Genomic DNA, 18,139 nt, shown 5'->3' on the forward strand with positions numbered 1-18,139 from the left:
CCATGCGAACCGCCTCAACCTTGAATTCCAGCGTGTACCGCGCCCTCGGGTTACCCATTGCTCAATCCTCCGTCACTGAAGTTTTACACACTCTCAGTAACGGATACGTTTTTCGAGGGCAAGGTCAGTGCTACGTCTATTGGTGGGTCGACGGCATTCACGCCGGGCTGCGCAGCGAGAACTCCGATGGCCAATGCCTGCTGGTGATCATCGGTGTGAAGCCCGATGGGAGCAAAGAGCGCGTGGCGATCGGTGACGGGTATCGAGAAACGAAGGCATCGTGGTTGGAGCTGCTGCTCGATCTGAAAGCGCGGGGCTTGCAAGCAGGTCCACGGCTGGCCGTCGGCGACGGCGCAATGGGCTTCTGGGCGGCTCTGGAAGACGCGTTTCCGGCGACGCAGGGCCAGCGCTGCTGGTTTCATTACGCCGATGTCGGAATAAGTTCCACAAAATGGGCAATGTGCTCAATGCTCTGCCGAAGTCGCAACAGGCTCGCGCGAAGGCCGAACATGCAGGCGATCTGGATGGCTGCGACACGCGCCGAAGCCCACACCGCGTTCGATCGTTTCGTGTCGATCAATGGGGCGAAATATCCGAAGGTGACCGAGACGTTGAAGAACGATCGAGAGAGCTTGCTGGCCCTTTACGACTATCCTGTGGAGAACTGGCAGCACCTGCGGACAACAAACGCCATTGAGTCGACGTTCGCGACGGTGCGCCACCGCACAGCGCGTACGCGCAACTGCGTGTCGCGGCCGACCTTCCTCGGTCTGGCATTCAAGCTGATTGAGGAGGCTGAGAAAACCTGGCGCCGTATCAACGGCCCGGAAAAGATCAAGCTGTTGCTTGATGGCATTGCCTTCAAGGACGGAGAACCGGTGCAGGACGATCAACCGGTTCAGCAGAAACTCGCCGCCTGACATCGCCGGCTATCAACTGCTCATACACCAGACTTGACGATATCTCCATGCGGCGCGGAGGTGATGATCTGCCCGTTGTCATGATCGGGGCGCGCGACGATGTCGTCGAGCGTGTCAAAGCTCTCGACTGTGGGGCGGATGACTTTATATTGAAGCCGCTCAATGTCCGCGAAGTTCTTGCAAGGATACGTCGTGTCATGAAGCGGGCGATGGCCGGACCGCTACAGGCCCCGTCGCTTGGGCGATCGTTCAGCTTCAATGGTTTTTGCCTGGACTACGCTGCCGTTAGTCTTGTCTTTCACGGGGCACCTATTCAGATGGCTCAAGCTGAATATGCGACTCTCGGTGTGTTCGCAAAGTTTCCCGGGATTGTTCTATCGAGAGATGTCATCGCACAACGTATCCAGTGGTCTGAGAAATCCCTCAGATCTACTGCGAAGCGGGCAATACGCGCTCCGTAATCGACCCGCTGGGAAAGTCCCTGATTGCGCGGATCGAGAACAAGGACGCGATAGTGCTTACGAAGCAAATACATCACGTGAATGTACTCCGCGCCAGACGCAGCCCAACCTAGCACAAAAATGAGCGGCTTTCCCTGACCTGCTTCCCAGTAAGACTGCTTCACGCCATCGCTGGTCTTGAGCGACTTGATCTGCAAATCCTCGAAATCCGACAGCCGTGCAGGAAGGCCTTCTAGCTCGTTCGGGAAAACATAGTCGCTGCCAAGTACGTCGACCGTATTCGTCGCCGATGCGACCGGCGACGAAGCCTGCCCGTCGCCGACTTCACTCTTGCCCTCGTACATGCCCACCTCCTTTCAAAGGTTGTCACGTCATACAAGCCGCGAGGTAGCCGCCATGCTCCATAGGATACGCACGCAGAATCGGCCAGAATGTATTCCATCCTGATCAAGATGAATATCGATTGCCATCCTACATCTGAAACAAATAGTTTCAAATCGACCTGTAACCGTGCTGACAAGTTGCAACGTCCGACTGCAACGCTCAAATCCACGGCGCAGTCAGGATCCGACAATGAATGGTCGTCCCCGCATCAAATTCCGACCGCTCGGGCGCCCACTTTGGGCACCTCGACCGATGCATGAATTCAACTTGCGACAAACGTCAGAACCGCTTCGCAATGCAATAGCGAGATCAGTCAATTCAAACGAATTCCGGCTGACTGCCGCTCCACCGCCGCAGCACGACATCGATTGCCTCGACGCTCCTTGTCGAGACGTCCGGAGATCCGATGCAAATTGGCAATGGGTACACATAGTGCGCTAGTGCAGCTTTCCCCTATGCACCAACCGCAAGTATCGGCGCATTCAAGCAGGCTGGGCGTCGCGGACCAAAATAACTGCGGTGAATGGCCTGCATTCATGCACCTGCGTAGACGCGTTCTTCTGAACTCGGCAACCTTCTCCGCACTACAAATAGCAAACATGGATTTGGAGACAAAAAATGCATTCATCAGAAGGTAGGCTCGAGGTTCGCAGCTGGCTCGACACGCAGCCGGTATCACTCTTCCAATGGCGCGTCCTATGGCTTTGCTTCGCGATCGTTGCGGTCGACGGGTTCGATACCGCGTGCGTGGGATTCATCGCACCGGCACTCAGCCGAGAATGGCACCTTCAGCCGACGGTTCTGGGCGCGCTTTTCGGCTCGGGCCTCATCGGGCTGATGGTCGGAGCACTCCTGTTCGGCCCGTTGGCCGATCGGATCGGGCGGCGAAAAACGCTGATTGCAACTGTCGCCTTTTTCGGGCTTACCAGCCTTGTTAGTGCATACGCCCCAAACATCGAACTCCTCATCGCGCTCCGCTTCGTCACCGGCCTGGGATTGGGGGGAGCCATGCCGAATGCGATTGCGCTAACGTCCGAATATTGCCCCGAGCGCAAGAAATCCTTTCTGACAACGGTCATGTTCTGCGGATTCACCTTGGGCTCAGGGTTAGGCGGAATCGCCGCGGCTCAGTTTCTGCCCACACTTGGTTGGCGCAGCATTTTGATCCTGGGTGGTGTGCTGCCAATACTTCTGTTCCCGATCATGCTGGTCAGCTTGCCAGAGTCAGTACGCTACCTGATGTTGCAAAAAGGTGTGTCGCAAGAGCTCATTGCGCGGATTCTTCGAAAGATTTCGCCTGCCAACGTTCCGGAGAACGCGAGGTTTACGTTGAACGAAGTCGCTCAAAACACTTCGCCCGTTCGACAGCTGTTCACTCCCGAGTATCGCACCGTCACGATGCTTCTATGGGCCGTCTTCTTCATGAGCTTGTTGGTTGTCTACTTGCTGACGAACTGGTTGCCAACGCTTGTACATAACTCGGGTATGCCACTCGCGATTGCCTCGAAAGTGGCCGTGATGTATCAGGTAGGCGGAACGATCGGTGCATTGGTTATTGGTCGAATGATGGATAAAGCAAGCCCGACCGCGATTCTGGCATTGTCCTACGCGTTTGGTGCAATCTTTCTCGTCACCACTGGCTTAGTCTCGGGTACGTTGCTGGCAGTAACAGTCATGGGTGTCGGCTTCTGCATCAGCGGCTCCCAGATCGGGGCAAACGCATATGTGGCTAGATATTATCCAACCTCCAGTCGAGTAACTGGCATCAGTTGGGCACTCGGCATTGGGCGCCTCGGATCGGTTGTCGGCGCACTCATTGGTGGCGCACTGCTGTCGGCCCAGATCAGTTTTCCGGTTCTGTTCGCAATCGTTGCGGCACCTGCCGCTATCGCCTCTATCTCGATATTCGCGTGCGGACGACAGGTGCGCTCCGCACGTTCCGAAGAAGTAGTTGCCTAAGACGCCGGCGTTGTCGAACCGGGCGTCACTGACACGCATCGGCCTGTGCAATCGCCCTTGCGGCCAATCCGAAACTTCGCCGATCTCCAAATTTGCCTTATCCGATCTACGCATTCATATTTTTTGTAGTCCTATAAATAATAGGGAATTACCCAGCCATCGATGGAGCGGAGACAAATGAAGCAGTCGAAATGGATTTTCGCAGGACTGGCCCTTTTCAGCGCCCCAGCTTTCTCTCAAAGTAGCGTCACCCTGTATGGCGTGATTGACACGGGCATCGAATTTGTGTCGCACGCAAACGCTACCGGAGACAAGATGATTCGGATGCCAGGCATCACTGGTGAGATACCGTCGCGTTGGGGGTTGCGTGGCACAGAGGATCTCGGTGGTGGACTTAAGACAATCTTCCAACTCGAAAGCGGTTTTAATCCGAGAGGTGGTGATTTAGGACAGGGCGGTAGATTGTTTGGCCGGCAAGCATGGGTCGGCCTGCAAGGCCCCTGGGGCACCGTTTCGTTTGGACGGCAATACTCCATGACATTCTGGGGTTTAACGGACTCCGATATTCTCGGCCCTGACATCTACGGCAGCGCATCGTTGGACACCTACATCCCCAACGCTCGCAGCGACAACACAATTGCCTACATGGGCACATTTCGCGGTCTGACGCTCGGTGCCACCTACTCCTTTGGCCGCGACTCCGCCGGAACCGGCAATTCTCCCGGGCAAGGAGCCTGTGTTGGCTCAGTTGCCGGACACTTCACTCAGTGCCGACAGTGGAGCGCGATGATCAAGTACGATGCACCCGCGTTTGGTGTGTCTGCATCCTATGATGAGCAACGAGGTGGCGCCGGGGCCGCCGCGAACTTCTTCAACGGCATCGCGCCGTTTGCACTGACGAACGAGGGCGACAAGGATGTTCGCATGCAATTGAGCGGGTACGGCAAGCTGGGCCCAGTCAGGCTGGGTGCTGGCTGGATTGGTCGTCACGTCGAGACCATCTCACCAGCGGTGCCAGATGTACGTTCCAATTTGTTCTTCGTCGGCGCCGCGTATCAGGTCACACCATCAGTTCTTTTGGATGGGGAAGCATTTCGAATCGTGAACAGCGACCAAAACACTCGCGCGACCATGACCACACTGAGAGGCACATATTTCCTTTCGAAGGCGACAGCCGTCTATCTGCAGTCGTCATACCTGTGGAATAGCGCCCACGCTCGTTACACCTTGAGTTCGGGTGGTGGCGGTACGACGCCAGCCGCAGGTGTTGGACAATTGGGCGTGATTGCCGGCATCCGGCATCTTTTTTGACCACGGGTAGCGCCGGCGTTAGAAGCGCGTCTGCGGTACTCAGCATCTTTTCAAAGGAATCATAGTGCAGAAACTTGCCATCTCGATCAAGCTCAAGTTCCTTCTGACATTCGGTACATGTACGGCCTTGATGCTCGGCGCGGGGGTGGCAAGCGGGATCGGACTCATCTTCGAACCCAATGCCGACGCTGCGCATCGTGTCGCGCTGACAATCGTCATTGCAACCACGCAGGTAGGATGTTGCGTCTCGATACTCGGCGGCCTCCATCTGCATCGCACTGTTTGCGGTGGACTCAATCGGCAGCGGCAAAAATTCAAAGAAATCGCGGACACGCTTGACCTGACGAGAAGGTCCGCGAGCCCTCGCAAGGACGAGTTCGGACGTGCCGCCACGGAGTTCGACCGCCTGATGCACCGCGTCGAAGAGACAATATCCACGGTACGCGTTTCGATTGACATCTTTGATACCGCAACGCAAGAACTCGCCGCGGGAAACCTCGACCTGTCAGCGCGCACGGAGGAGCAAGCCGCTTCACTGGCTGAAACGGCGTCCAGCGTGGCTCAAATCACCAACACCGTTAAACAGAACGCCGACAACGCGTATCAAGCAAGCGAGCTTGCCACGAAGGCCACCGCCATTGCGGAGACCGGCAGCCAAGTCGTTCAGACAATGGTCCACACCATCGAAAAAATCAGCGGCAGTTCGAACAAAATTGCCGAGATTACAAGCGTAATCGATGGCATTGCATTTCAAACAAACATACTCGCCCTCAACGCAGCAGTCGAAGCCGCCAGGGCTGGCGAGCAGGGCAAAGGATTTGCTGTCGTGGCTAGCGAAGTCCGCAGCCTTGCCCAACGGTCTGCTACGGCTGCAAAAGAGATTGAGGAACTCATCGCATCGTCCGTTGCGATGATCGAGGAGGGCTCGCAGCAAGCAATCGAAGTCAGCACCGTCATCAGCGATATCAGAAGTTCGACGAAACACGTCTCCGACATCGTCGGCGAGATTTCCGCGGCGTCCGAGGAGCAAAGTCACGGCATTGCTCAAGTCAATCTTGCAGTCGTCCAGATGGATCAGGTCACGCAGCAAAATGCGGCTCTGGTCGAGCAAGCAGCTGCTGCGGCACACTCGCTAGAAGAACAGTCCGGAATGCTCAGGGCGGCAGTGTCTTCATTCAAGCTTATGTAGATATTGGGTGACGTGGTGTTGCCATGCAACCTCAATTGCTGAACCGCTATCGTCGATAGTCCCACGCTCCGCGAACATTGGCCGGTAAAAAAGGCAATTGGAAATTTCCGAGCGCCATCAATCCCCTGATCTTTTTCGCTCAACGCTCTTTGTCTCCAAAGGAAACGGGAAATCTCGACCCCGACGTAAGGCTTTTAACGGATATTAGTCAACCATGTGCACGGGCGATCTCGCTACAGATGGCAAGACCCAGCCCCGATCCTTAATGCTCAGTACCAGGGGCACGCCAGAATCGCTCGAATAAAAGCGAAAAATGCTCGGGGTTGATACCAGGCCCTACTACCCCGGGCAACGTAACCGCATACGCATCGGCAAACGTGGCTCCCAAGGACAGTGGTTACGGGAGTGCGCGGCGACAATCATTTTGGCCGGTATAGCGACAGAGGTTTTGGCCGGTGGGGAGAAGTCGGAGGCGGCGTAGCCGCCGGAGACTTCTCCCCACCGGCGGCGCCGAGTCGGCCGGGTTCTACGATGGCTGATCAAATCAAGAAGAAGCGATCAGCCGCATGTCCGGAACCCGCATCACCGACCAACTGACCCTGCCTCGTTTTCACGTACAGCAACTCATGCGGCGATCAACCTGACCTTGTAGTCGACGGGGGCAAGGTAGTCGATCGAGGTATGCAAGCGTTGCCGATTGTAATAGCCTTCGATCCAATCGACGATATCCAGGCGGGCGTGGGCGCGCGTTTCGTAGTGAGTCTGATAGATTCTTTCGACCTTCAGCGTCTTAAAGAAGCTCTCCATCGGGGCGTTGTCCCAGGCGTTGGCACGACGGCTCATTGAAACGTTTATCTTGAACGAGGCGCTCAGTTTCCGGTAAGCACGACTGGCGTATTGGCTGCCGCGATCGGAGTGCAGCAGCAATCCCGGTGGTGGTTTGCGTTGCCAGCAAGCGCTGCGCAATGCCTGGCAGACCAGATCCGCGTTGATCCGCTCGGACATCGACCAACCCACGATGCGCCGGCTCGCAAGATCCAGGATCGCTGCCAGATACAACCAGCCTTCGCCGGTCCTGATGAACGTGATGTCGCTTACCCACGCCTGATTGGGCTGCCAGCCGTCGAAGCGGCGATCCAGCAGATTCGGCGCCACCGGCAGATGATGCGTCGAATCCGTGGTCACCCGATACGGGCGCTTGTAGACCGGGCGCAGCCCCTGACGTTGCAGGCTGCGTCGCACACGTTCGGCGCTCGCCGGCCGGCCTTGAGCACGCAATTGCTGCACGATGCGAGGACGGCCATAGCGGCCACGGCTGGCGCGGTGAATGGCGGCGACCTCGGCGTCCAACGCGGTATTGGCCTGAGCTCGCAGACTCGGTCCCCGACTACGCCATTGGCAATAGCCGCTGCGTGACACACCCAGAACCCGGCAAAGCCGGCTGACACTGTAGCGGTCGCGACGCTGATCGATCCATGCATACTTCATCGCGACCTCTTCGCGAAGTATGCCGGCGCCTTTCGAAGGATCTCGATGTCCAGCTTCGCGCTGGCCAGTTCCTTGCGCAGCATGCTGACTTCGGCTTCCAGATCGTTGACTGGACGACGGCTGGACACCGGCGTGCTGGCAGCCGGCCCTGTTGCCGTGTCCGTGTTGCCGCTGCGCTGATCACGGCACCAGTTCCCCAGTGTGGCCACCGGCACGCCCAGCCTACGAGCGGCCTCATGCTGACCGACGCTCTCGGCCAGCCGTACCGCTTCCATCTTAAATTCCTGCGTGTATTGCCTTCGCGGTACCCGTTTCTCTGACATGCTTCTCTCCGTACACACAAAAAGTTATCAAACTTCTTGCTGTACGTGGATTCGAGGCAGGGTCACATCAGGACACTCGTCAAGCATGGAAAGGTCGCGCTGGCCGGAACGGTGCCTGTTTCGGCACAGATCGGCAAGGCGGGAGCCGCTGCTGCGAGTGTGCCAGGCGTCGCTGGGGTGGACAATCGCCTGGTTGTCGCTGTGAAGAGCCATTAGGCGCCGGACGTTGTTGCCGGACCCGCAATGAATGATGATGCGTCAACGTTTGTACGCGGGGTGCCGAAGGGGCACGGAGTGCACATCCCTGTCGCTGCAGATCGAGTCGAGTCGGGTCAGGTCGGCCAACAGCGGCTTGATGGTTTCGATAACGCACCGCAGGAGGATGTCCGATCTGGCGGGACCCGTCGCGGCTGAAGACGTTGGGGCCAATCTCACGGGTACTTGACAGGAAGGACCAGGCTTCCATGTGCGGCGAAGTCTGAATTGACCGCCGGAGAATATATCGTCATATAAATAGAGCTGCTGTTAAAAGTATTACCCAGCAATGTTGCAAATTATTAGATAATGTTTTACAAAAAATACAAGAAATTGATTTTTTAGAATTGATGTCCAGAATTGTCGCCCTTTTCTTGCGGATGATGAGGTGGATGACCATGAGTGAAATTGATTCTTTTCCCGGAGGGGGCGATCTGCCGAACCTTCGGAGGCGCCTCTTGCTGGCTAGTGTTGTTGCCGCATGCAGTTCCACACTCATTCCTTGGGCGAAGGCTCAGCCCAGTTCCGCGAAGATGGCGGCGCCGGACAGTTTCATGCAAGTGTCCAAGATCCTTACGGGGCAGGGTTCCCCGGATGTAGGCCAGGCGGCACGGCTTTATCAGGCGCTGATAAGCGATGAGGCCGCCTTTCGCGAGCAGCACCAACAATTGCTCGCATACATCAACGAACACAAGGCCGATCCGATGCAGTTGCAACCAATGCTGGACGCGGAGAAATCCCCGTTGGCGGCGTTGCCACGCCGGATCGTCACGGCTTGGTATACCGGCATCGTGGGCGACGGCGAACGTGCGCGGTGCATCACGTTCGAGACGAACCTGCTCAATGTCCTAACCTCCGACCGGCTCAAACCGCCAAGCTATTCGTATGGCGTGTATGGCAGCTGGGCGGCACAACCGGCCTGAGGAGAATAAAGATGGCACAACAATACGATTCGGCCGACGTCGTGGTGATCGGTTCGGGCATCTGCGGCGCATTGGTCGCCGAACGCCTGGTCAAGCAAGGCATGTCGGTGTTGATTCTGGAGGCGGGGCCGCGCATCGACCGCGGCCGGATTACCGCGAATTACCGCAACTCGCCGCGCAAGGGCGACTGGGTTGCGCCGTATGATCCGGGCGTGCCGTGGGCGCCGCATCCGGTCTTTCATCCGAAGGATAACGGCTATCTGGTGCAGGCCGGCCCGTATCCGTATCCGGCCGAGTACCTTCGCGTGGTGGGGGGCACGACCTGGCACTGGGCCGCGCACGCGTGGCGGGTGCTGCCCAACGACATGCGCCTGAAGACGCTGTACGGGGTGGGCAAGGACTGGCCGATCAGCTACGACGATCTCGAGCCGTTCTACTACGAAGCGGAAGTGAAGATGGGTGTCTCCGGGGCGCCCAATACGGGCTCGCCGCGCACGAAGCCGTTCCCGATGGAACCGGTGGTCGAGCCGTGGGCGATGAAACGGGTGCGTGAGCGCCTGGCCCCGGGTGGTTACTCCGTGGTCACCAATACAACGGCACGCAACAGCCGCAACTACGATGGGCGGCCGGCCTGTTGCGGCAACAACAACTGTCAACCGATCTGCCCGATCGATGCGCAGTACACGGGCGGCATCGCCGTGCAGGCAGCGGAGAAGGCGGGCGCACATGTGCTGCCCAATGCGGTCGTGTACCGTCTCGAGCACGATGCCAGCGGCAAGATCATGGCGGTTCACTACTACGATCCGGACAAGGGCACGCACCGGGTAACGGGCAAGATTTTCGTGCTGGCGGCGAACGGGATCGAGAGTCCGAAGCTGCTGTTGCTGTCGGCAAGCGACAAATACCCGACCGGGATCGCGAACAGCTCGGGGATGGTCGGCCGTCATCTGATGGATCATCCGAGCAGCTCGCTGACGTTCGATGCGGACGAAGAAATGTGGCTGGGTCGCGGGCCGCAAAGCCCTTCGTCGATAAACACGCTGCGCGATGGCGCATTCCGCTCGGAGTCGGCGGCGTTCCGGCTCGACTTTACGAACATCTCGCAGGTGCGTGCGGTCACCGAGGATCTGATCAAGGCAGGTGTGTATGGCGCCGAGCTCGAAAAGCAGTTGCGCTATCACGCCGCGCGCCAGATGAACCTGAAGACGGTGCTCGAAGTGCTGCCCAATCCGGAGAACCGCGTGACGCTCAGTTCGCACAAGGATGCGCTCGGGCTACCCACGCCTCAGGTCCATTACGCGCTGGACGACTATGTGCACAAAGGCGCCGCAATGGGCAAGCAGCATTTTGCCCGCATCGCGGAACTGCTGGGCGGCACGAACCTGCGCTTTACGCCTGACGGGCAGTACGCTAACAACCAGCACATCACCGGTACGCTGAGCATGGGCCACGACCCGAAGGATTCGGTCGTCGATGCATTCGGGCGCACGCACGACCACGAGAACCTGTTCATTGCGAGTACCGGCGTGATGCCGACGGCCGCTACGGTGAACTCAACACTGACGGCGGTGGCGCTCGCCCTGCGCACGGCCGAACATATCCATGCCACGATGGCCTGAAGGAGCGGATCTCCATGAAATTGACTGAACGGATGTCCGTCCGGACCAAAGCCGCGCTTTGCGCGCTGGCGGCCCTCGGTAGCCTGATCGCGATGAGCGGGACGGCGCACGCGCAAAGTGTCGATGACGCGAAACTGATCAAGCGCGGCGCGTATCTGGCTGCGGCCGGCGACTGTGTGGCATGCCATACGGCACCGCTCGGCAAGCCGTTTGCCGGCGGACTGCCCTTGTCGACGCCGCTCGGCGACATCATCTCGACCAATATCACGCCCTCCGGCGTGCACGGCATCGGCAACTACACCTTTGACCAGTTCTCGAATGCGGTGCGCAAGGGCGTGCGCGCCGACGGCGCGCATCTGTATCCGGCGATGCCGTACACCTCGTATGCGCAGGTGACCGATGATGACATGAAGGCGCTGTACGCGTATTTCATGCATGGCGTCGCGGCGGTCGATGAAGCGCCGCGCGAAACGGCTTTGCCGTTTCCGTTCAACATCCGCTTGTCGATGGCCGCGTGGAACGCGCTGTTTCTGAACCCGAAACCGTTCGTGGCCGATCCTGCGAAGAGCGCTGAATGGAACAGGGGCGCGTATCTCGTGCGTGGCCTCGCACACTGCAGCACCTGTCATAGCCCCCGCAACGTCCTCATGGCCGAGGACCTTTCGCGTGATCTTGCGGGTGGTCAGGTCGGCGCCTGGTATGCGCCAAACATCACGTCGGATGGCAATAGCGGGGTGGGTGCGTGGAACGAAACGGACCTGGTGAACTACATGCGCACCGGGCATGCCCCCGAAAAGGCTCAGGCGGCCGGGCCGATGGCCGAAGCGGTCGACAACAGCCTTCGGCATCTGAGCGAAGCGGACCTCAAGGCGATGGCGGTGTATCTGAAATCCGTGCCGGCGATCCACGACGCGGCAGATACCCAGCCCGCAGACGCGTGGGGCAAGCCGGTGAGCGATCTGGAGGACGTGCGGGGCACGCCATGGCCGGCAGACAGCAGCCAGCTCAGCGGCGCGCAGCTGTACGACGGCTACTGCGCATCGTGCCACCAGGCAAAGGGCGAAGGGGCCAGCGACGGGGGGTTGCCTTCGCTGTTCCATAACACCGCGCTGGGACGCACGAATACCGACAACCTCGTGATGGTGATGTTGAGCGGCGTACAACGCCAGCCGGATACGCCCGACGTGCTGATGCCCGGCTTTGCGGACTTGCTCACGGACCAACAGATCACCACGCTCGGCAACTACCTGCTCAAGCGTTATGGTAATCCGGCTGCAACGGTGACCGTCGAGCGGGTCAGGACGCTGCGTGCAGGAGGAGAGCCGTCCTCGCTTGTCATGCTCGCTCGCGTCGGAATGGCGATCGTGGCAGTGGTCATCATTGGTGTCCTTGTACTGATGGGGCGCAGGCGCCGGAAACCTGCCCAAGCGGCGTGATGATCCGGCGACTGCGGACCGATCGTATAGCGATTCATTAACAATATCCATGGAGGAATGTGGGATGCCTTCATTTCACTCCCATCTGAAACTGATCGGCGCTGCAGTCGCCGGGTTTTGTCGCAGTAAGACCCGAGGGGCGATCGAGATCGACATACGAAGTACTGCTTATGTTGCGAGGTCATAGAATTGATCGGCGGCGGACGGGCGGATTCCGCGAGCACACTGCATCTGCCCTTTGGCGATCATATGCATCAGTTCGATGCCGACCAGCAAGTTCCGCGCACAGCGAAACGTCTTGAATCCCAACATGGGCCGCGTGCGTCGCGTGATTGCCCGATGGTCCTGCTCGACCACGTTGTTGAGATATTTGGACTGGCGGATCTTGATGGGCACCTCACGATCGGCATTGATTGCTTCCAGAGCCGCGAGATTGGAGCCGCTTTTGTCGACGGTTACCGTTTCGGGCACTCGATTGCGGGCGATCGCCTTCTCAAGGTAACGCCGGGCCGCAGACTTGTCCCGATGGGCGCGCAGCAGAAAGTCAACGGTATTACCGTCCTTGTCGACGGCACGGTAGAGATACCGCCATTCCCCCTTGACGCGGATGTACGTCTCGTCCAGGCGCCAGCTCTTGCCAACCGGCCGCTTGCGCAGGCGAAACGCTTTCTCCAGTACCGGCAGCAGCTTGATGGCCCAGCGGTGGACGGTCGAATGATCGACCGAGACGCCGCGTTCCGCCATCATCTCCTCCAGATGACGCAGGCTCAGCGGATAGGCAACGTACCAGCGCACGCAAGTCAGGATCACATTCAGCGGATAATGCAGGCGCTTGAGCACACGGGCCACCGCCGGATTCAACGTCTTCATTGAGCTTTCAGTTGTTCGTGTCGTTCCACACATCATAGCGGACCGCCTTACTGCAACAGATCCACTTGTCATCGTGCAGCGCTTCAGGCACGTCTGCTCGCCTGGCATGACTGGGCAAGCCCACGATCCCCATCGACTATTTAATGAGGATACCGTATCTTATCGACATCGATCAGACCAGCATCATCAACTTGACAAAGCCGTCAATGAATTTCACCGTCGTTGCTTTCCAGCCACGTCGGAATATCACGCTTGCCGTTGAGCACGCGCCAGACTTCGATATGAGTCTCGCGCTCAATATAGAAGATCAGGTGTGGATAGCGATCAAGCGGCCACGAACGCAGGCCCGGGACGTCCAGCTCGAACGCGTAACGAGGAGATCCGATGTTGGGGTGCTTGGAGAGTCGCGCGTATGCCCGCTCGATCTCCGCGATGAATCCGAGAGCTGCCTGCTCCGAGCCTTCGTCCACGAGGTAGTGGGTCAGCTCGTCCTCCACGTCCTGCCTGGCCAGCCTTGTCGGGATGACGGGCTTAGCCGTCATTTGCGATAAGTACGCACACGGGTGCGCAACGATTCGAAGTAGTCGGCGTCGATAGGTGCTGCGAGGCCGGACGTCGCGCCTTGCAAGATCATCGCGCGCAGACGCTTGCGATCCTGGTCCTTGCGGATCAGTTCGCGGACATACTCGCTGCTCGTGCCGTAGCCGCCCACGTCGACCTGTTCGTCGACGTAGTCCTTCAGCGAATCCGGTAGGGAAATGTTCATCGTGGTCATGAAATCACTCTAGCACGATTTGGCAAATTTTGCCAAAGCATGCTGCCACTAGCTTGCCGACGTATGGACGGTGTCTGGCACAGGTGAACAAGGAGCCGTAGACGCGACCGGGTGCGCTGCGTTCGACCGCACGTTCCTCGGCTTGAACAGCCATTATTTGACATAATAAGTACTGACGCCATTTTATCTGCAACTTCTCCCTACGTTCACCGACGACCGTGCCTTGGGAAGCGCTCAAGCTGCAATTCGGCTCGGGCGTCGACTCGGACAAGAAGTTCAGGGAAATGGTCAGGAAGGCGCTGTTGCAGGTGCTCGAAGTCTATCCGGCGGCCAACGTCACGCCGAGCCGCTCCGGACTCTATCTCGAGCCTTCGAAAACCAGAGTCCCGCGCGTGGTCAAGACCTTCTGAGCTCGGCACCAACATATGCGCGGTGAATACCGCAAAAACAACTAACGGTCAGTCGACCGGGATACCTCGAATGCACGTCAAAATCGTCTTCAGAAAAGGGGGCGGCTATCCACAGAAACGGTGCATAACGGGGCATGAACAAGGTAAGCGCAAATTCCTATCATAAGCCTTGAAGTTATAAAGATGGCCCTGATCATTACGATCCGGGGCAGTAGCGTCCGATTTTCTTGCGCTAATCTGAGCGGCCCTCTGCGATCCGGACGATCCGCATGGCTACCCTCGAACGCACCGCGTACCCGCGCTTCCCCGAGGTTCTGGCACCCCGGGAACTGCAAACCGGCTACACGCCACTGCCCGACGAACTCGAATGGGCACGCCGGTCAACGCGCGGTGAGCGACCTCGCCTAGGCCTGCTGGTGCTGCTTAAGGTCTTTCAGCAACTTCACTATTTCCCGCCGCTCGACACCATTCCGACCGCCATCGTTGGTCACGTTCGGGCAGCCGCCGATATCGGCGACATCGTGCAATTCGGCTACGACACCGCGTCATCTCCAACGCTCTTTCGGCATTACACCGCGGTACGCACGTGGCTCGACGTGAAGCCGTATTACGGCACCGACGCGAACGCAATCGCCACACGAGCAGCACACACGGCGTCGCTGACGATGGACCAGCCGGTAGACATCATCAACGCAACGATCGACGAGTTGATCGCGCGCGATATCGAGCTACCGGCGTTCTCGACGCTCGACCGGCTGACCGAACAAATCCACGCTCGGGCGCAGTCCCGACTCTTCAAGCGCGTCACGCGACGCCTGACCGATGAACAGAAACTCGCGCTCGACCGACTGCTCGCGCGCGATCTGTCGAGCCGGCAGACTGCCTACAACCGGATCAAGCGTCATGCGAAACGCCCATCGCGCCAGCATCTGGACCTGCTGATCGACCACGTTGCCTGGCTCGACGACCTCGGCGATTTTTCACTGGCGATCGCCGGGATTCCAGCCTCGAAGCTGCGCTCGCTGGCAAATCAGGCGATGGCGCTCGACGCGGCGGCGCTCAGGAATGACACGCTGCCCGAGAAGCGCTACACATTGATCGTCGCGCTGCTCAACCGCATGCGCGTGCGCGCCCGCGACGACCTCGCCGACATGTTTGTCCGGCGCATGGGTGCCATCCACAAGCGCGCAAGCGACGAGCTGGACGCAATTCAACGCAAACAGCGTGATCAAGTCGAAGATCTCGTAGGCTTGCTTGACGGCGTAGTCGACATCCTCGCCGACGAATCCGACGAGACAGCCATCGCCCGGGCGGTCAGAAAGCTGCTCGCACCGAAAGGCGATCTGGAGCCGTTGCGCGAGAGCTGTGCGGCGATTCGCGCGTTCAGCGGCCGCAACTATCTGCCGCTGCTCTGGAAGCACTTCAAGGCGCACCGCTCGGTCATGACGCGTGTTGCCCGTACCCTCGATTGGGATTCGACCAGCCCGGTCCGCACGCTGCTGAACGCACTCGACGCGGTGCTGGAGAACGAATCGCTGCATCGGGAGTGGATCGATGCGGACGTCGATGTGAGCTTTGCCGCGCCGCGGTGGCGTAAGCTCGTGCGGCGCTCGCACGGCGATGGATCGCCGACCAATCGCCGGTATCTCGAGCTCTGTGTGTTCTCGTACATGGCCGAGGAACTGCGGGTCGGTGACCTGTGCGTATCGGGCTCCGATGCGTACGCCGACTATCGCGACCACCTGCTGCCGTGGCGGCAATGCGAGCAGCAGTTGCCAGACTACTGCGACAAGCTCGGCATGCCAACGACCGGCAGTCACTTCGTGCGTCATCTTCGTCAATGGCTGACAGATGCCTCCAGCAAGCTCGACGCCGAATTACCGCGAAAGCGCGAGCACGTCGTGATCGACCGTCACGGCGAGCCGATCCTGCGCAAAACCGTCGCGAAGGAGATCCCTGCGAGCGCGATCGCTTTGCAGGAGCGGCTCAACGCCCGCCTGCCGACGCGGAACATGCTGGACATCCTTGCGAACATCGAGCATTGGACCCATTTCACGCGGCACTTCGGACCGTTGTCTGGGAGCGACCCGCAGATTCGGAAAGCCGCCGAGCGCTACCTGCTGACTATTTTCGCGATGGGCTGCAATCTCGGCCCGACTCAGGCGGCCCGCCATCTCGACTCCGATGTAACCGCGCACATGCTGTCGTTCGTCAACCGTCGGCATATGAGCCTGGACAAGCTCGAGACTGCACAACGCGAGCTGATTGAACTGTACCTGAGGCTGGACCTGCCGAAACACTGGGGCGATGGCAAGACAGTCGCGGCCGACGGCACGCAGTACGACTTCTACGACAACAACCTGCTGGCAGGCTATCATTTCCGCTACCGGAAAATGGGCGCAGTCGCGTATCGGCACGTCGCCGACAACTATATCGCGGTGTTCCAGCACTTCATTCCGCCCGGCGTGTGGGAAGCGATCTATGTGATCGAGGGACTGCTGAAGGCCGGGCTGTCGGTCAAGGCGGACACCGTTCATGCTGACACGCAGGGCCAGTCGGCCGCGGTTTTCGCGTTCACGTACCTGCTCGGCATCAACCTGATGCCACGGATTCGCAACTGGAAGGACCTCGTCCTGTACCGGCCGGACAGCAAGGTTAAATACAAGCACATCGACAAGCTGTTCACGGCGACCATCGACTGGGTGCTGATCGAGCAGCACTGGCAGGAGCTGATGCAAGTCGCGCTGTCGATTCAGGCGGGCACGATTTCGTCGCCGCTGCTGCTGCGTCGGCTCGGCTCCGAAAGCCGCAAGAACCGGCTGTACCTCGCCGCGCGCGAGCTCGGCAACGTCGTTCGCACGGTATTCCTGCTCGAGTGGATCGGCAGCCTCGAATTGCGGCAGGAGGTCACCGCAAACACGAACAAGATCGAGTCGTACAATGGTTTTTCCAAATGGCTGTCGTTCGGCGGAGACGTGATCGCCGAGAACGAGCCAGAGGAGCAGCAGAAACGGCTACGCTACAACGATCTGGTCGCGTCGGCTGTGATCTTGCAGAATACAGTGGACATGATGCAGGCGCTACGCGAGATGGCGGCAAACGGCGAGAAAGTGCGCGCCGACGATATCGAATTTCTGAGCCCGTACCCGACCCACAACATCCGACGCTTCGGCCACTACAAATTGCACCTAGACCGCCGGCCGGAAGCCTGGATCAAGGATCCGCTGTTCGGCCATGTGACACGTCACTTTCCGCCCCGCCCATGACTGCACGTCCGGCTATCACCACCACCTATTTCGGCAACGTCGACACCGCCGCGCTCGAGCGACTCGAATCGAGCTATGACACGATCCGCCTGCTGGCTGCCGTCGACATCGTCGATCGCATCCGAACGCAACTTCATGATCCCGAGGGGCTGCGTGACAATCTGCTGGAAATTCACCGCATGGCGCACTCGGTCTTGAACGGGGCGCCGTCGGTGCCTTCGCGACACGAGGGCACCCTGCCCGAGCAGGTGCTGGATACGCTCGACCTGATCGACGAATTCGTTGCGGAACTCACGCAGGTGAGAACGATCCTCGAACCGCTTGAAGCGCTGTACGCGGACGACGAGTCTGGCGACAGCTGAGAGACATTGCCCACTCCGCCAGCATCCTGGCTATCCTCACCAAACGGGCAATACTGAGTCTGGATGGCGATTCGGCAAGGTGTCTGATAAACCGACCTGTAACGCCGGAAATGCTGGCCGTGTTTGACTTTTGCGGGAGCCAGCCCAGATAGCCAAACTTCGTGCCTCCAGAAACGCCCCATTGACGC

Annotated in this window: 15 protein-coding genes; 10 read left to right on the top strand and 5 right to left on the bottom strand. The window is 59.0% G+C overall.

The genetic code is table 11. The features are described from left to right. Window positions 1–920: IS256 family transposase (locus tag G3N94_RS18840; RefSeq protein WP_205794093.1), on the top strand; the 920-nt coding region annotated here is incomplete at its 5' end. Between the two features lie 322 nt (window positions 921–1,242). On the opposite strand, the gene G3N94_RS42480 is transcribed toward G3N94_RS18840, so the two are convergent. Then, entirely contained in the window at window positions 1,243–1,725 is a 483-nt protein-coding gene (locus G3N94_RS42480) for an alpha/beta hydrolase (protein ID WP_241021938.1), read from the bottom strand. A gap of 658 nt (window positions 1,726–2,383) precedes the next feature. Here G3N94_RS42480 and G3N94_RS18850 point away from each other — a divergent pair. The 3 genes from G3N94_RS18850 to G3N94_RS18860 all read left to right on the top strand — a co-directional run bounded on the left by G3N94_RS18850 (window position 2,384) and on the right by G3N94_RS18860 (window position 6,224). Then, window positions 2,384–3,724: an MFS transporter gene (locus G3N94_RS18850; protein ID WP_205794095.1), complete on the top strand. Its 1,341-nt coding sequence runs from the start codon at window positions 2,384–2,386 to the stop codon at window positions 3,722–3,724. Between the two features lie 177 nt (window positions 3,725–3,901). Continuing rightward, window positions 3,902–5,035, top strand: a complete 1,134-nt coding sequence (locus tag G3N94_RS18855; protein ID WP_205794096.1) for a porin — start codon at window positions 3,902–3,904, stop codon at window positions 5,033–5,035. Between the two features lie 64 nt (window positions 5,036–5,099). Continuing rightward, a complete protein-coding gene (locus G3N94_RS18860; RefSeq protein ID WP_346778715.1) occupies window positions 5,100–6,224 on the top strand; it encodes a methyl-accepting chemotaxis protein in 1,125 nt (374 codons plus the stop codon). A 624-nt stretch (window positions 6,225–6,848) separates the two neighbouring features. Here G3N94_RS18860 and G3N94_RS18865 read toward each other — a convergent pair. After that, window positions 6,849–8,035, bottom strand: a protein-coding gene (locus G3N94_RS18865; protein ID WP_205794097.1) for an IS3 family transposase whose coding sequence is annotated in 2 segments (ribosomal slippage) — window positions 6,849–7,738 and window positions 7,738–8,035 — 1,188 coding nt in all. Because the reading frame shifts where the segments join, the coding sequence is not laid out codon by codon here. A gap of 653 nt (window positions 8,036–8,688) precedes the next feature. On the opposite strand from G3N94_RS18865, the gene G3N94_RS18875 reads away from it, so the two are divergent. Genes G3N94_RS18875 through G3N94_RS18885 form a run of 3 tightly spaced genes read left to right on the top strand, consistent with a single transcriptional unit; the run spans window position 8,689 to window position 12,268 of the window. Beyond that, entirely contained in the window at window positions 8,689–9,213 is a 525-nt protein-coding gene (locus G3N94_RS18875; RefSeq protein WP_205794099.1) for a sugar dehydrogenase complex small subunit, read from the top strand. A gap of 11 nt (window positions 9,214–9,224) precedes the next feature. After that, window positions 9,225–10,832, top strand: coding sequence for a GMC family oxidoreductase (locus G3N94_RS18880; protein WP_205794100.1), 1,608 nt, complete (start codon window positions 9,225–9,227; stop codon window positions 10,830–10,832). Window positions 10,833–10,846: 14 nt separating this feature from the next. Further along, entirely contained in the window at window positions 10,847–12,268 is a 1,422-nt protein-coding gene (locus G3N94_RS18885; RefSeq protein WP_241021939.1) for a cytochrome c, read from the top strand. A gap of 168 nt (window positions 12,269–12,436) precedes the next feature. Here G3N94_RS18885 and G3N94_RS18890 read toward each other — a convergent pair whose 3' ends face one another. From G3N94_RS18890 to G3N94_RS18900, 3 genes are all read right to left on the bottom strand, one after another. Beyond that, window positions 12,437–13,138 (bottom strand): IS6 family transposase, encoded by a 702-nt coding sequence (locus G3N94_RS18890; RefSeq protein ID WP_205794101.1) that lies wholly within the window; start codon window positions 13,136–13,138, stop codon window positions 12,437–12,439. Window positions 13,139–13,341: 203 nt separating this feature from the next. Further along, window positions 13,342–13,680: a type II toxin-antitoxin system RelE/ParE family toxin gene (locus tag G3N94_RS18895; protein ID WP_205794102.1), complete on the bottom strand. Its 339-nt coding sequence runs from the start codon at window positions 13,678–13,680 to the stop codon at window positions 13,342–13,344. Next, window positions 13,677–13,913, bottom strand: a complete 237-nt coding sequence (locus tag G3N94_RS18900; RefSeq protein WP_205794103.1) for a type II toxin-antitoxin system ParD family antitoxin — start codon at window positions 13,911–13,913, stop codon at window positions 13,677–13,679. Before G3N94_RS18900 ends, G3N94_RS18895 begins: the two co-directional genes overlap by 4 nt. 218 nt (window positions 13,914–14,131) lie before the next feature. On the opposite strand from G3N94_RS18900, the gene G3N94_RS18905 reads away from it, so the two are divergent. From G3N94_RS18905 to tnpC, 3 genes are all read left to right on the top strand, one after another. Further along, window positions 14,132–14,323, top strand: a complete 192-nt coding sequence (locus G3N94_RS18905) for a hypothetical protein (RefSeq protein WP_241021940.1) — start codon at window positions 14,132–14,134, stop codon at window positions 14,321–14,323. Between the two features lie 269 nt (window positions 14,324–14,592). After that, window positions 14,593–17,589 carry a Tn3 family transposase gene (locus tag G3N94_RS18910; RefSeq protein WP_205794104.1) on the top strand — a complete coding sequence of 999 codons (2,997 nt, stop codon included), beginning with the start codon at window positions 14,593–14,595 and terminating at the stop codon, window positions 17,587–17,589. Then, window positions 17,586–17,951 carry a Tn3 family transposase post-transcriptional regulator TnpC gene (gene tnpC, locus G3N94_RS18915; protein ID WP_205794105.1) on the top strand — a complete coding sequence of 122 codons (366 nt, stop codon included), beginning with the start codon at window positions 17,586–17,588 and terminating at the stop codon, window positions 17,949–17,951. The genes G3N94_RS18910 and tnpC overlap by 4 nt, the downstream gene beginning before the upstream one ends. Window positions 17,952–18,139 lie beyond the last annotated feature (188 nt).

Source organism: Burkholderia sp. Ac-20353 (genome assembly GCF_017104785.1).
Taxonomy (GTDB): domain Bacteria; phylum Pseudomonadota; class Gammaproteobacteria; order Burkholderiales; family Burkholderiaceae; genus Burkholderia.

Bases quoted from the DNA above. Each gene is read 5' to 3' on its own strand.
- G3N94_RS42480 (WP_241021938.1), bottom strand. From the start codon at position 1,725: ATGTACGAGGGCAAGAGTGAAGTCGGCGACGGGCAGGCTTCGTCGCCG.
- G3N94_RS18850 (WP_205794095.1), top strand. From the start codon at position 2,384: ATGCATTCATCAGAAGGTAGGCTCGAGGTTCGCAGCTGGCTCGACACG.
- G3N94_RS18855 (WP_205794096.1), top strand. From the start codon at position 3,902: ATGAAGCAGTCGAAATGGATTTTCGCAGGACTGGCCCTTTTCAGCGCC.
- G3N94_RS18875 (WP_205794099.1), top strand. From the start codon at position 8,689: ATGAGTGAAATTGATTCTTTTCCCGGAGGGGGCGATCTGCCGAACCTT.
- G3N94_RS18880 (WP_205794100.1), top strand. From the start codon at position 9,225: ATGGCACAACAATACGATTCGGCCGACGTCGTGGTGATCGGTTCGGGC.
- G3N94_RS18885 (WP_241021939.1), top strand. From the start codon at position 10,847: ATGAAATTGACTGAACGGATGTCCGTCCGGACCAAAGCCGCGCTTTGC.
- G3N94_RS18890 (WP_205794101.1), bottom strand. From the start codon at position 13,138: ATGAAGACGTTGAATCCGGCGGTGGCCCGTGTGCTCAAGCGCCTGCAT.
- G3N94_RS18895 (WP_205794102.1), bottom strand. From the start codon at position 13,680: ATGACGGCTAAGCCCGTCATCCCGACAAGGCTGGCCAGGCAGGACGTG.
- G3N94_RS18900 (WP_205794103.1), bottom strand. From the start codon at position 13,913: ATGACCACGATGAACATTTCCCTACCGGATTCGCTGAAGGACTACGTC.
- G3N94_RS18910 (WP_205794104.1), top strand. From the start codon at position 14,593: ATGGCTACCCTCGAACGCACCGCGTACCCGCGCTTCCCCGAGGTTCTG.
- tnpC (WP_205794105.1), top strand. From the start codon at position 17,586: ATGACTGCACGTCCGGCTATCACCACCACCTATTTCGGCAACGTCGAC.